This window comes from Paraburkholderia acidicola, assembly GCF_002362315.1.
GTDB lineage: Bacteria > Pseudomonadota > Gammaproteobacteria > Burkholderiales > Burkholderiaceae > Paraburkholderia > Paraburkholderia acidicola.
In genome coordinates, this window is record NZ_MTZV01000006.1 from 47397 (window position 1) to 60997 (window position 13601).

The 13601-nt window shown below is 64.1% G+C and carries 9 protein-coding genes; 3 read left to right on the plus strand and 6 right to left on the minus strand.

What is annotated here, in order from left to right; all coding sequences use genetic code 11:
* The first annotated feature begins 187 nt into the window (after nucleotides 1–187).
* Together BWP39_RS19295 and BWP39_RS19300 are read left to right on the plus strand one after the other, a co-directional pair.
* On the plus strand, nucleotides 188–1168 hold the full coding sequence (locus tag BWP39_RS19295; RefSeq protein ID WP_096723096.1) for an isopenicillin N synthase family dioxygenase: 981 nt from the start codon (nucleotides 188–190) through the stop codon (nucleotides 1166–1168).
* Nucleotides 1165–2568, plus strand: a complete 1404-nt coding sequence (locus BWP39_RS19300) for an FAD-binding oxidoreductase (RefSeq protein WP_096723098.1) — start codon at nucleotides 1165–1167, stop codon at nucleotides 2566–2568. The genes BWP39_RS19295 and BWP39_RS19300 overlap by 4 nt, the downstream gene beginning before the upstream one ends.
* A 68-nt stretch (nucleotides 2569–2636) precedes the next feature.
* On the opposite strand, the gene BWP39_RS19305 is transcribed toward BWP39_RS19300, so the two are convergent.
* Both BWP39_RS19305 and BWP39_RS19310 read right to left on the minus strand, forming a co-directional pair.
* Nucleotides 2637–6017 carry an alpha/beta fold hydrolase gene (locus tag BWP39_RS19305; protein ID WP_096723100.1) on the minus strand — a complete coding sequence of 1127 codons (3381 nt, stop codon included), beginning with the start codon at nucleotides 6015–6017 and terminating at the stop codon, nucleotides 2637–2639.
* A gap of 248 nt (nucleotides 6018–6265) precedes the next feature.
* Nucleotides 6266–7057, minus strand: a complete 792-nt coding sequence (locus tag BWP39_RS19310; protein WP_096726039.1) for a hypothetical protein — start codon at nucleotides 7055–7057, stop codon at nucleotides 6266–6268.
* A 321-nt stretch (nucleotides 7058–7378) separates the two neighbouring features.
* On the opposite strand from BWP39_RS19310, the gene BWP39_RS19315 reads away from it, so the two are divergent.
* Entirely contained in the window at nucleotides 7379–9265 is a 1887-nt protein-coding gene (locus BWP39_RS19315) for a hybrid sensor histidine kinase/response regulator (protein ID WP_096726040.1), read from the plus strand.
* 114 nt (nucleotides 9266–9379) lie between these two features.
* Here the strand turns inward: BWP39_RS19315 and BWP39_RS19320 are convergent, their stop codons facing one another.
* The 4 genes from BWP39_RS19320 to BWP39_RS19330 form a co-directional block, all read right to left on the minus strand.
* Nucleotides 9380–10120: a response regulator transcription factor gene (locus tag BWP39_RS19320; RefSeq protein ID WP_096723102.1), complete on the minus strand. Its 741-nt coding sequence runs from the start codon at nucleotides 10118–10120 to the stop codon at nucleotides 9380–9382.
* 707 nt (nucleotides 10121–10827) lie between these two features.
* Nucleotides 10828–10992, minus strand: a complete 165-nt coding sequence (locus tag BWP39_RS32000) for a hypothetical protein (protein ID WP_170043880.1) — start codon at nucleotides 10990–10992, stop codon at nucleotides 10828–10830.
* A complete protein-coding gene (gene cydB, locus BWP39_RS19325; RefSeq protein WP_096723104.1) occupies nucleotides 10970–11971 on the minus strand; it encodes a cytochrome d ubiquinol oxidase subunit II in 1002 nt (333 codons plus the stop codon). Before cydB ends, BWP39_RS32000 begins: the two co-directional genes overlap by 23 nt.
* A gap of 42 nt (nucleotides 11972–12013) precedes the next feature.
* On the minus strand, nucleotides 12014–13414 hold the full coding sequence (locus BWP39_RS19330; protein WP_096723106.1) for a cytochrome ubiquinol oxidase subunit I: 1401 nt from the start codon (nucleotides 13412–13414) through the stop codon (nucleotides 12014–12016).
* Between the last annotated feature and the right edge of the window lie 187 nt (nucleotides 13415–13601).

Consider the following 13601-nt stretch of genomic DNA (forward strand, 5'->3'; position numbering starts at 1 on the left):
CAGTGAGGTTTTTTGTCGCACTGTCGCCAGCGCATCGCAGCGTTGCTTGCCGCGTTGGTTTTGGCGGTATATACAACTTGGGTTCACACGAATTCAGCTACTGTGAACGCGTTGTTCGTCATCTGTCGTTTGCCGTCCACCTGTCGCTATTCGTCAGTGGAATGGCTGTCTTTCAAGGAGCGTTGCGATGCCGTCGGCCACCCGTATCCCGATTATCGATCTCGCTGGCGTGCATGCCGGCGATCCTGCCGCACTCGCGCGCGTCGGCCGCGAAATCTACGACGCGTGCACGACGATCGGTTTCTTCTACGTCGTGAATCACGGTGTGCCGCAGATCGTGATCGACACGGCCGAAGCCGGCGCGAGCACGTTCTTCTCGTTTTCTACCGCGATGAAACGCCGCGTGGCCGTGAACGCACGCCATCGCGGCTTCAATGCGCTCGGCGACGCGACGATGTACCAGGCAAAGCGTCCCGATTACAAGGAGTTCTTCAGCATCGGGCTCGAACTGCCGGAAACCGATCCCGATGTGATCGCCGGTCAGCCGTTGCGCGGACCGAATAACTGGCCCGATTTCATGCCCGCGTTGCGGATCATGCTGTATCCGTATTACGAAGCGCTCGCTGTGTGCGGCGCGGACCTGCTGCGTGCGGTGGCGGTGGGCCTCGGCGTCGATGAGCATTTCTTTGCGTCGCGTTACACGAAGCGGATGCAGCGCACGCAGATGGTGTATTACCCAACGCAGCCGCCGCAATCGGGCGAAGACCAGTTCGGCGTTGCGCCCCACACTGACTACGGTTGCATCACACTGTTGTGGCAGGATCAGGTGGGCGGTTTGCAGGTGCGCGAAATCGCCAACGATACCTGGATCGATGCGCCGCCCATTCCCGGCAGCTTTGTCGTCAACGTCGGCGATCTGCTCGCGCGCTGGACCAACGATCGCTTCCGCTCGACGCTGCATCGCGTGATCAATACATCGGGGCGCGAGCGCTATTCGATCGCGACGTTCTACGATCCGACCTACGGTGCGAGCGTCGATCCGCGCGAACTCGGCACGGCTGAGGCGGACCTTCGATATCAACCGATCGCAGCCGGCGACTACATCCTCGGCCGCATCAACGACTCGATGGGCTACCGCAAGAAACTCGCTGAGGGGAACGCCGCATGACACCGGATCGGCGCAAGCCGCTCGATGCAACCGTTGCCGCGTTACGCGATGCGCTGGGCGCCGATGCCGTGCGCGTTGGCGACGCGATCGGCGAACGCTCGATGACCGACTGGACGCGTCACGCACCGACGCGTCCCGCAGCGCTGCTGCTGCCGCGTTCCACCGAAGACGTCGCGCGTGCACTGACAATCTGTCACGACGCGTATCAGCCGGTCGTGCCGCAAGGCGGGATGACCGGTCTAGCAGGCGGCGCGATCCCCGCTGCCACCGATATCGCCCTCGCACTCGATCGCTTCGCCGGTGTCGAGGAACTCGATACTGCGGCGGCGACGCTCACGGTGCGCGCGGGCACGACGCTGCAGGTGGCGCAGGAGGCAGCGATCGCTGCCGGTTTCGAACTCGCACTCGATCTGGGCGCACGCGGCTCGTGCCAGATTGGCGGCAATCTGGCGACCAATGCGGGCGGCAATCGGGTGATCCAGTCGGGCACTGCACGCGACCAGGTGCTCGGGCTCGAAGTTGTGCTCGCTGATGGCGCGGTGCTCAGTTCGCTCGGCAAGATGGTGAAGAACAACACGGGCTACGATCTCAAGCACTGGTTCATCGGCTCCGAGGGAACGCTCGGTGTGATTACGCGCGCGGTATTGCGCTTGCATCCGCAGCGCGCGGCGCGGCATACCGCGCTCGTGGCGCTGGACGGCTACGATGCCGCGGTTGCGTTGCTGCGGCGTCTCGCGCAGCGCTTCGGCAACGACATCGGTGCGTTCGAGATCATGTGGCCGGACTTCTACGATTTCGGCGTGACGTTGACTGCAAGCGGGCGCTCGCCATTTGCCACTGCCCATCCGCTCTATGCGTTGATCGAGCATGCAGGCTTCGATGCAGACGACGCAGGCGAGCGCTTTGCGACTGCGCTAACCGACGCGCTCGACACACAGATGATCCGCGATGCGGTAATCGCGCAATCGGTGGGCGACGCGCGCGCGTTGTGGGCGATCCGCGAATGCACAGCCGAGTTTCCGGCGCGCCTCGATCCGGTCAATTTCGACGTGAGCCTGCCGATCGGCGAGATCGGTGGTTTCGTCGATCGCTGTCGCGCGGCGCTCGATCGCCGCTGGCCCGGTAACGTCACGTACTTCTTCGGACATATCGGCGACTCGAACCTGCATCTGACTGTCGACGGTCGCTCGGTGCCTGGCGTCGCACACGACGACGTCTATGCGTTCGTGTATGACATGCTCGCGCCGCTGCACGGTTCGGTGTCGGCGGAACATGGCATTGGTTTGTTGAAGCGCGCGTACCTGCCGGTGTCGCGCTCGCGCGAAGAACTGGCCGCGATGGCCGCCATCAAGCACGCGCTCGATCCGCACGGCATTCTCAATCCCGGCAAGGTGCTGTAAAGCGCAACGGCCACGGGCAGCGTCGTTAGCGCTGGCCGTGGCCGCTGTGTCGGCGGATCACTTCAATTTCAGTACGCGTCGAGATGCTGCCCAATCGCCGGATAGACATCGCGCGCCGCGTTCTTGCCGAAGATACAGTCGATGTGCCCATACCCATCGATCACATGCCGCGAGTAGTGCGTCGCCCCAAACCGCTCGACCAGCATCTCGAAGGTCTGCTCGGTGCTGGTGGGCAGATAGCAGCGGTTCTGTTTGCCGTGAATGAAAGCGATCGGCAGCTTCATACGATCGATATTCGGCAGATACACGTCGCGACCCGATGCATCGACGACATGCCCCGCGCGCACGATGGTGGCGAGGTGGTCGAACAATTCCATGTCGTGCACGCCGAACAGCTCGTGCAGGTTTTCATGCAGCGGTTCGTCGAGCTGCCCGTGTTCGTAAAGCTCCCCATACAGGAACGTCGCACGATGGCAAACCGCGTTGTTGCAGTGCCCGACAGGCAGAAACCGTAGCGCCTCGTCGAACAGGTTCTTCGGCCACTTTGCGTCTTTCGTGTACGCGGTCAGATCCTTGATGCCGAGATGCCTGAGGAGGTTCGGCACATGGAGACCCGCCTTGATCGTCTGCAGATCGCCGGCTATTGGGTGAGCCGATACCTGCGACAGCACCGCCGAGCGCACCCCCGTCAAACCCGACAGCAACGACATCGAAAACGCGAGCGCGCCGAAACAGTGCGCAACCACCTGGATGTCCGGTGCGCCCGACAGCTCGCGGACTTTCGCGACCGCGGCCGGAATGTCCTCGCGCGCGATGGCGTCGGCGGTGGTTGGTTCGGGGGCGCTCGGCAGCTCGATGCTCACGCGCAGATCGACGAGCCACACGTCGTATTGCGCTGCGCACAGATACTCGACCAGGTTCGTCCCGATCAGATCCGTCGAGAAGATCCGGCTCGACACACCCGATCCGTGGATCAGCAGCACGGGTCCTTTCGTACCGCCCTGGTAGCGCGTGAGCTTCAGGGTCTTCTGGTCGGCGGTGTTGAAGAACGTAATGACCGGAGCTGGTGCGCGCAGCGTGCGGCGCGCGCGCGGCGGCGCGTCCGGATCGAAGTACTGCAGCGGCGCGGCGATACCGCCGTATTCGGTGAACAGAACGCCCGCGAAGAACCGGCCGAACTTTAGCGTCCACGCAAGCCGTGTTTCGATGTCGGGTGCGTTCGTGACTTCCATCGTGCGCGATTGCCGCAGGAAATTTTCCGGCGTGATGATCAGCGTCGCGCGGCCGATCAGCGGGGCATCGGTTGCCGCGGAATCGCGCATCTCCACGTAGAGCGTGTTCGTCTGCGACCACAGGTTGAGCAGCGACGAATGCGTGACAATCTTCTGACCGAACAGGTAGTAAGTCTTGCCCTCGACCGATTCGAGCGTCATCCGGTAGTTCATGTTGCGGACGTCGACCTCTTCCTCGTTATCGACGAACAGGTTGAAGCGGCCGTCGACGATCATCAGCGGTTCGGCCGACAGTGCCGTGCACGTTAGCGTGCCGACCATCCGCGCCTCGTGCTGCGGGTCGGCGAGCATGTGTTCGAGATCGTCGGATTCGACGGTCAGCGTGAAGCTCATCGGGACTGACGAGACTGCGTCTGCGGCACTCGCCGGTATCGGCGTGTAATCGCCGAGCATCGTTTCGGTGAAGCGCAGCCCGATCTTCGGCGGCGGAGGCGGTGCGGACCGGCCCGCAGATGCATAGTCGATCTGCCAGCCGTGCTTCGCCGCGAGCTGCGCGCAGTTGCGTTCGGCGAGCGCCGAGATCGTGAGGAGCGGATTCACGCCGAGCGAGATCGGCATCACCGAACCGTCCATCACGTAGAGGCCGGGATGCACCGCGTTGCCGAGCGTGCCGCAATACACCTGACCCGCCTGATCGACGACCCCACGCGCGGCATCGTCCGCCATCGCGCAGCCGCCCAGCGGGTGCACGGTGACGAGACTGTCGTTGAGCAGTTTGGTGGACATCGGATTGCGCACATAGGTGCCGCCCAGTGCCGCCGATGCCGCTTCGAGCGTCTTCTCGACGGTTGCATAAATCGGCTGCTTGCCGGCATTGGGCCAGCTGATGCGCGCCCGTCCGTCCTTGACGAGGATCTCACCGCTTTCGTCGTCGTGCGCCATCACGAGGTAGGTCTGGGTGTTGCGCATCGCGCCGTGATACGGTCCGCGCAATACGCTATCGACGACGCGTGCTTCCGGATCCAGCACACCGCCGCCGGCCGCTGCGTGCAGACCAGGCAGGGCGACGCCGTCGACTGGCGTGACGATGCCGAGCATGCCCATCAATGCCGCACCGATCGGCGCCGCGAGCGTGCCTTCTTCGATGACGAAGCCGTCGCGCACATCCGGCGTGTTGCGGTGATCGATGATGCCGGCGATGGTCGGCCCGACCGGCGCAATGTCGGTCTGCTTGCCCCAGCCGACGGCGTTGATGTCGTGATCGGTATTCACGGCGAACGCGAGCACGTCGCCGTTGCCCGTGAGGTGCTGGCCGAGCTGGGTCGAAACCGGCAGTCCGGCTTGCTGCGAACGTAGCAGCAGCGCGGTCGAGCCGAGCGTACCCGCCGAGATGATCACGATGTCGGCGGTCACGAACAGATCGGGCGCGTCGTAGCTCTCGCGACCGAGCCCAACCAGTTGATAGCGCACGCACCACTTTTGCAGCGCTTCATCGCGTACAACCGAATGCACCGCGACGCCCGTGAAAATCTCCGCGCCGTGCGCAACCGCATCGGGCAGGTAGTTCATGTGCGTCGAGTTCTTCGCGTCGTGGTTGCAGCCGGAGTTGCAGTCGCCGCAGCCATTGCAGGCTTTTTGCATCACGCCGGCGGCGTTCGGGCCGTCCTCGAAGGTGACCGTGATGGGCGGCCGGTAGAAGCGGTCGGTCATCTCCATCTTGGCGGCGGCCAGCTCTAGCGCATCGAGCTTCGGCAGGCGCGGGAAACTGGCCGGCACCGGCGACGGCTGCAACATCGCGGTCGCGCGCGCATAGCCCGCGTCGCGTCCGGCGGCATCGGCGCGTACGGCAGCCGGCCAGCGCGGATCGTCCCACAGGCGCGGGTCGGGCGGCAGCGCGACGTTCGCGTTGATCAGCGACGTGCCGCCGAGCCCGCAGCCCACCACCACATTGACTTCCGGATTGACGTGCACTTCGAGCAGCGCGAGCGGCGAACCGATCTGGGCCAGGCTGGTGTTGTACTGCACCTGCGTCAGACCTTCGATCGGCGTGGCGGGATACTCGCCGGCCATGAACTCGCGGCCGCGTTCCAGCAGACAGACGTTGCGCCCGGCGCGTGCCATGCGGCTCGCCGCGATGGCGCCGCCATAACCCGACCCGACGACCACGATTTCGTAATGCGGCTGCATGGCATCAACGGCACTGGACAAGCGGTTCATACGACCACCTTTGGAATAGGAAGGGGTGGGGAAACCCCTGGAAACCTTCGAGAAGCAGGCTGAGCGCTCCTCAGCCCATCTATCCTGCATGGCGTCGCCAGAAAAGCAAGTCCATCGCGCGGCTCATTTGCCTGGGCGAACTCCAGAGCTCGCCTAAGGGCGAACTCCAGCACGAGCCACGTCGGCCTCAGGCTATCTGAGGTCTCAGTGGTCGCGTGGAAAGAGCCGCGGCCGGCGCCGACGCGCGATTATGCAGCGGCGTCGATCATTTCGTCTTCGCTCGATTCGGCAGCGAGCAGATTCAGTGCAATCAGGATCGCCGTGCGGTTTTCGCTATCGATATCGATGCCGAGCACGTTGACGAGCCAGCGGCCGATCTTGGTATTGGAAAAATCGCTGGCATCCGCCGTCTTCTTCATAGTGACGCCCAGTTTCACCGCACGATAGTGATATGAGGGCACCCGATGCTGCGTAGCCACCGCCGACAATCCGCCTTTACAGCCCGAGCACCAGCCGAGGCTGCCGGCCAGCACGATCCGCTCCGGCTCATCGAGACCGGCGATAAACGTGCGCGCGGCCAGCCGGACGCGGTGTTCGTCGAGCCCGTATTCCATCAGCACGCTTTCCACCGGATCTTCGAGCGCATGCGCGTGCAGGTCGATTTCCTGTTCCATGCCTTCGTCTTCCATCGACACATTGCGCTGGTGGCTCGCGCTACGCAGGCAATCGATCAGATAGCGGCGGAAGTAGGCGCACAGCGCATAGCCGTTCGACGGCGCGCTTTCGGCACAGGCGTTCGATTCGGTGTGACCGGGCGCGAGACGCAGAACCTTCGTGTAGATGAACTGGGCAACCAGTTCTTCCTTGTCTTCGCCGAGCGCCGACAGTTCCTGCGGGTGATACGAACGCAGCGCGCGGCGTACGAGGTCGTACATCGAGACCATCTCGTCTTCCGACAGCCGGGTACGGCGGCGCCATAGTTCGGGCAGGATTGCGTCGTCGAGGGTACGTGCCAGCTCACGGCTCGGAAGAGCGCTCATGAAAACCTCCATCAAGGGTTGAGACATGAAGCGCGGGAAGCGGAAAGCCGCCAGGGAGCCGATGAGACAGGCAGTGAGACGAGGTCCGCAAGGACTGTGTGCCGCGCTGAAAGTGCACCCAGTATCGTTTTGAGATACGACTTCGCCTATATGGATTAAGTGATAGCTGACGGGTAAACTGCCGGGTAAACCGTCGGGCGAGCTGTGCCCCCGGCGGGTGCTTTTTTGTCTCCCGGCCAATGCTGGTGCGGCCGCCGCGGTTTTCCGGCGCGCCATCCGTCAAACCATACAAATTGCCAGACCCGACAAGGAGACCGCATGATGCGGGCCGACCCAATCCAGCGTGCGGTCGACGAAGATCTCGTGGGCGTGTTGTATGCGCAGGATCCGATTGCTTTTTTTAGCCACTGGTTTTCGATCGCCGTCCTGGTCTCGATCTACTGGCGCGACATGCCGTCGCCGCACCTGTTTGCGGCCTGCTTCACGTTCTACGGCATCGCGAACTGCGCCGGACTGGCGATGTGGGTCTGGAACCGGCGCCAGCCGGGAGCGTTGACGCCACGCGGCTGGATCAGGCTGCATGCGCTGCGCAGCGTGCTGCTGTACAGCGCGCCGGGACTCGCGATCTGGTTCGCGTTTCATAGCCGGCAGGCCGAGCTGCCGTTGCTGCACACGGTCTTGCTGGTGACGCTCGCGGCGGGCGTGTTCATGTCGAACGGCTTCGACCGGCTCAATTTCACGACCTCGGTCCCCTTGCTGCTGCTGCCCGCGATCGTCCTGCACATCGGCAGCCATACGTTCGATCGCACCATCCTCGCGATCGTCCTCGCGTTCTTCTTCTGTGCGATCAACGTCTACGCGATCAGTTACCGCAGGCTGTTCCACCGCGTCGTCGAGGCGCGGGTCGATCAGCAGTACCTGGCCGAATCGCTGGCTGTGCAGAAGCACGTGGCCGAAGAAGCCAGCCTCGCGAAGACGCGCTTCTTCGCGGCCGCGAGCCACGACCTGCGCCAGCCGCTCCATGCAATCGGCCTGCTGGCCGCGTCGCTGAACGACCCGGCGGCGACCAGCGAGCAACGCACGAAGACCGCCGACCACATCGTCAACAACGTCGATGCGCTGAACCAGCTGTTCAACCAGGTGCTCGACCTCGCGCGGATCGAGAGCGGCGTGACCCAGGTGATCCGCATGCACTTCCGGCTGTCCGAACTGTTCGAGCGGGTCGGCAACCAGTACTGGCCGCAGGCCGCGGCGAAAGGGCTGGCGCTGCGCATCGCGCCGACCTCGATCGTCATTCACGACGACCCGGTGCTGCTCGAGCGCGTGCTTAGCAACCTGCTGTCGAATGCCGTGCGCTATACCGAGGAAGGCGCGATCTGGATGGGCTTCCGGCGCGCGGGCCGGCGCATGGGCGGCTTTATCGAGGTGCGCGACTCGGGTATCGGGATTCCGCAGGCCGAGCAGGATCACGTCTTCGAAGAGTTCTATCAGGTCGCCAATCCGCAGCGCGATGCGCGCCAGGGCCACGGGCTCGGCCTGCCGACCGTGAAGCGGCTGATCGGGCTGCTTGGCAGCGAGTTGCAGCTACGTTCCGTGCCGGGACGCGGTTCGGTGTTTCGCTTCGCAGTCGAGCTAGGCGATCCGGTGCGGGCCGTCGCGGGTCTGAGCGACGCGGCGGCGGCCGTCGTGCTGACGGCGCAGGGGCGGCACGTGCTGTGCATCGACGACGATCCGTCAATACTCGCTGGCCTCGCGAGTCTGCTCGGGCGCTGGGGCTGCATCGTGCGCGGCGCGCGCGATGAACGCGAGGCGCTCGAGGCGCTCGTCGCCGGCTTTGTGCCGGATGCGGTGCTATGCGACTACCAGCTCGCGAACCATCGCACCGGCGCGCAGGCGCTTGCCGCGGTGCGCGGCGCGTTGCGGCGCGGTGGTCACGAGAATGTCGTGACGCTGCTGATTACCGGCGATATGGCGTCGGTCGAACTGCAGGCGCTGGCTGCGCAGGGCATTCCGGTGCTGCACAAACCGGTCACGCCGGCGCGCCTGCGGCGCACGCTCGAATTGCTGTGGCAGCAGGCGGACAGCATGCGTGCAGCAACTTCAGCCAGTGGGGCAGGGACGGCTCAAGGGAGTGCGGTCGACACGATCGCCGATACCGCCGGTGTCGTTCCAGCGATCCAGCTGGGCCGGCCGGGGCAGATGGCCTGACGAGGCGGTGCGTCAGTCAGCACCCCAGCGACGAACGCGGCCGCAGTGCGGGCCGCGCGTATCGAGCGTGGGGTGTGTAAGAAGCTGGACCAGGCGCCGAAGTCGAAGCGCGGCTTACAACGTCTTGCCGGCTTCGAGCCAGCCGTTGATCACCGCAATCGCAGTCGACCGGTTGTGCACGCCGAGCGCACGGAAGATCACCGACAGATGCACCTTCACGGTTCCCTCGGCGACACCGAGTTCGCGCGCAATCATCTTGTTGGTCCAGCCGCGGTGAACGAGCCGCATGATGTCCTGCTGCCGCGGCGAGAGGTTCTCCAGCAGATGCTGTTGATGCGGCTGCAAGCCCTGCACCGTCGGCGCGGTTATCGCTTCGGTGAGCGAGGCCACCGGCATGTCGCCGGCCGCGACGGCGGCGGATGCCGTGGCAGAGGCGGTCGTGGTTTCGCGTGTGCCGAGCAGACTCAGCGCTTCCATCGGCACGTAGGCGCCGCCGGACAGCACGAGTTCGATGGCTTTGAGCATGACGCTGGCGGGCTGGCGTTTCGGCACGAAACCGAGCGCACCGGCGGCGAGCACGGCGCGCATTTCGTCGGGCGATTCTTCCGCCGACAGCACGACCACCGGCAGCGCCGGGTTCGCCTTCAGCAGGACCGCTAGCGACGGTGCGCCGCCCATGCCGGGCATGTTGAGATCGACGATGGCAAGGTCATGGTCCGCATCGGGCCGGGCGGCCGCGGCGAGCGTTTCCCAGCTGTCGGCTTCGTCGAACTGGGCATCCGGGTCGAGGCCGCGCAACAGCCCTTTGACACCCTGGCGGATGAGTTCATGGTCGTCGGCCACTAGAAACTTCATGATGTCTCCGCGAGTCGGCCTTGCCGCTTTGTTGTGCCACTGTTGTTGTGCCGTTGCTGCCCGCTGCCCGCTTTGCGACCGGTGGCCTTGCGGCTCGACCGATGCGCATCGATGGCGGCGCGCCCTGGTTGACGCGTCGTCATGGTCCGAGTCGCGTGCGATTGCGCACGGTCCCGGGTGTTGCTACCCCGCGTCCTCGTCATGCTGTGCCCGCGGGGGCATTGCCGGCTACTGCTTTCAGTCTCTGTTTTTTTCATCCGCTGTTTCACTCACTACTTTGCTGTGCACCGAATGACCGTATGACCGGACAACCGGCTCCGGAAGCCGGCCACCCCCCCGGTTGGCCGGCTTCCGGCCTGGCGGCGCGGATGCTCTCAGGTGTCCTGCATGGTGCCTTGCGAGCCCCATGCGGACGGCGGTTCCCCGGTATTGTTGGCGTTCCCCGTTCCAACTGCAACACTTGTTTCTTGTGAAGTGGTCCCCCCGTGCGGCCCGGTCCGATGTCCTTGCCGTTCGAGCTGCGGGACAGTTCACCGCCCTCGCGGCAGGTCCCGGCATCCCGGTAACTGCTTTGCGCCGGGATTCGTTAGGTAGACGGGGCGACTACGCAAATTTTGAAGTGGACTACGAAGTTCGGTGTTTTACGGCGGGTTACATGTGCCAAAAGCAGGCGATTGCCTGCTGGAGGGGGCTAGAAACGCGACCGGCTACGCCACCGCGAACAGCGTGACGTTCATCAGCACCTTGAACGCGAAGCCGAGTAGCATCGCCGCGCCGACTCCGCCGCACCACAGGGCGACGAACCAGACCCAGCCGGGCACGCGTCGCGCGAGAACCGGCGCCGCCAGCCTAGTGATAATGCGTGTCGCCATGGCGCACCTTGCCGCGAAAGACCCAGTAGCCGAGCATCGTGTAGCCGAGAATCACCGGCAGGATCACGGCCGCGCCGATCAGTGTGAACACCTGGCTCGAGCGCGGCGCGGCGGCTTCCCATACGGTCATGCTCGACGGAATCGCGTACGGCCACAGCGAAAAAAGCAGCCCTGCATAACCGAGCAGCACGAGCCCGATCGCGGCGACGAACGGCGTGATGTGATGCCGGCCGCGTACCGCGCGATGCATGACGAATGCGCATCCGGCGACGAGGAATGGCACCGGCAGCAGTCGATGCAGCAGGCCCGAGTCGAACCAGCGCGTGGCGATCAGTGGATCCTGCAACGGCGTCCACAGACTGACGAGCGCGATGAAGCCGAGCAGCACGAGCGTCAGCGGCCACACGATGCGATGCAGCCGGCGCTGCAGATCGCCTTCGGTCTTCGCGACGAGCCAGCAGCAACCGAGCAGCGCATAGGTGGCGACGAGGCCGAGGCCGGTCAGCAGACTGAACGGCGTGAGCCAGCCGAACGCATCGCCGGCAAAACTGCCGTCGGCAACCGGGATGCCTTGCAGGAACGCGCCGAGTGCGATGCCCTGAAAGAACGCGGCACCGGTCGAGCCACCGATAAACGCCAGGTCCCACAGATGCCGCGTGCGCTTCGCCTTCGCGCGGATCTCGAACGACACGCCGCGAAAGATCAGACACGCGAGCATGAACACGAGCGGCAGATACAGCGCGGACAACACCGTCGAATAGACGATCGGGAACACGGCAAAGAGCCCCGCACCGCCGAGCACGAGCCAGGTTTCGTTGCCGTCCCAGACCGGCGCAACGGTGTTCATCATCAGGTCGCGTTCGCGTTCGTCGGGGAAGAACGGAAACACGATGCCGATGCCCAGATCGAAGCCGTCGAGCACGACATACATGAAAAGGCCGAGTGCGATGATCGCGGCCCAGACTACGGTGACATCCATGGCAATCTCCAGAAACGGTCGGTGTCAGGCTGCGTCGATCAGTTAATCGGCAGCTGACAGCGGGCGGTGCGTAATGTGTGTGAGATGCGTGCTATCGGTGGGGGCGTCGTGCGGCGTGGCGCCGGGCAGCGCAGGGCCCGCGCGCATCAGCTTCAGCATGTAGTAGATGCCGGTGCCGAACACGAGGAAGTAGACGACCACGAACGCCATCAGCGAAATGCCGACCTGCTGCGCGGTGAGCGGCGAGACCGCCTGCACGGTGCGCATCACGCCGTACACGACCCACGGCTGACGACCGACCTCGGTAGTGACCCAGCCGGCCAGCAGCGTGATGAAACCGGTCGGCCCCATCGCGACAGTCAGCTTGTGAAACCACCGCGCTTCGAACAGCCGGCCGCGTCGGCGTAGTACCCACGCGATGACGGCAAGCGCGATCATCAGCATCCCGAGGCCGACCATGATGCGAAAACTCCAGAACACGACCGTCGAATTGGGCCGGTCCTGCGGCGGAAATTCCTTCAGGCCACGAATCTCGCCATCCCAGCTATGCGTGAGGATCAGGCTGCCCAGATGCGGAATCGACACCGCGTAGCGCGTCGTCTCCGCCTGCATGTCGGGGATGCCGAACAGGTTCAGCGCGGTGCCGCCTTTCTCGGTGTCCCACAGTCCTTCGATCGCGGCGATCTTCGCTGGCTGATACTTGCGTGTGTTCAGGCCGTGCTGATCGCCGACCACGGCCTGCAGCGGGGCGAGGATCAACAGCATCCACAGTGCCATCGAAAACATCTTCTTTACTGCTGCGTCGCGCCGTCCCTTCAGCAGATGCCACGCGCCGACCGCGGCCACCACCAGCGCCGCGACGATGAACGCGGCGATCGCCATATGCGCGAGCCGGTACGGGAACGATGGGTTGAAGATGATCTTGAACCAGTCGACCGGTACGACGTGGTTGTCGACGATCTCGAAACCTTGCGGCGTTTGCATCCAGCTGTTCGACGCGAGAATCCAGAAGGTCGAGATCAGCGTGCCGATTGCGACCATCAACGTCGCGCCGAAGTGCGCGCGCGGACTCACGCGCTGCCAGCCGAACAGCATGATGCCGAGGAAGCCTGCTTCGAGAAAGAACGCGGTCATGACTTCGTACATCAGCAGCGGACCGGTGACCGGTCCCGCGAATGCGGAGAAGCCCGACCAGTTGGTGCCGAACTCATAGCTCATCACGACGCCGGAGACGACACCCATACCGAAGGCGACTGCGAAGATCTTCGACCAGAACAGACAAAGATCTTTGTAGTACGCCTTGCCGGTGCGCAGCCAGCGCCATTCGAGGACGGCGATGAAACTGGCGAGACCGATACTGAGCGCCGGAAAAACGATGTGGAAGGAGACGGTGAACGCGAACTGGATGCGCGCCAGATCGAAGGCCGAGATTGCGGTGTTCATATGCGTGAGACCGGAAACTGACTACGCGCGTCGACCGCTGTCGATGCGCACTGCGTACTGCAGATGTTGCAAGGGTAGGGGATGGAGGGCGTTTGTGCTGCGGTGCGCTGTGTGGCGAAAAGACGCAGAGGGTGGTTTGGTTGCGTGGGTGTTGTGAGCGTAAATACTTGATCAGTATTGGGATTTT

What these genes read in the sequence shown, in the direction of transcription:
- BWP39_RS19295 (WP_096723096.1), top strand. Translation starts at nt 188, where the DNA reads ATGCCGTCGGCCACCCGTATCCCGATTATCGATCTCGCTGGCGTGCAT.
- BWP39_RS19300 (WP_096723098.1), top strand. Translation starts at nt 1,165, where the DNA reads ATGACACCGGATCGGCGCAAGCCGCTCGATGCAACCGTTGCCGCGTTA.
- BWP39_RS19305 (WP_096723100.1), bottom strand. Translation starts at nt 6,017, where the DNA reads ATGAACCGCTTGTCCAGTGCCGTTGATGCCATGCAGCCGCATTACGAA.
- BWP39_RS19310 (WP_096726039.1), bottom strand. Translation starts at nt 7,057, where the DNA reads ATGAGCGCTCTTCCGAGCCGTGAGCTGGCACGTACCCTCGACGACGCA.
- BWP39_RS19315 (WP_096726040.1), top strand. Translation starts at nt 7,379, where the DNA reads ATGCGGGCCGACCCAATCCAGCGTGCGGTCGACGAAGATCTCGTGGGC.
- BWP39_RS19320 (WP_096723102.1), bottom strand. Translation starts at nt 10,120, where the DNA reads ATGAAGTTTCTAGTGGCCGACGACCATGAACTCATCCGCCAGGGTGTC.
- BWP39_RS32000 (WP_170043880.1), bottom strand. Translation starts at nt 10,992, where the DNA reads ATGGCGACACGCATTATCACTAGGCTGGCGGCGCCGGTTCTCGCGCGA.
- cydB (WP_096723104.1), bottom strand. Translation starts at nt 11,971, where the DNA reads ATGGATGTCACCGTAGTCTGGGCCGCGATCATCGCACTCGGCCTTTTC.
- BWP39_RS19330 (WP_096723106.1), bottom strand. Translation starts at nt 13,414, where the DNA reads ATGAACACCGCAATCTCGGCCTTCGATCTGGCGCGCATCCAGTTCGCG.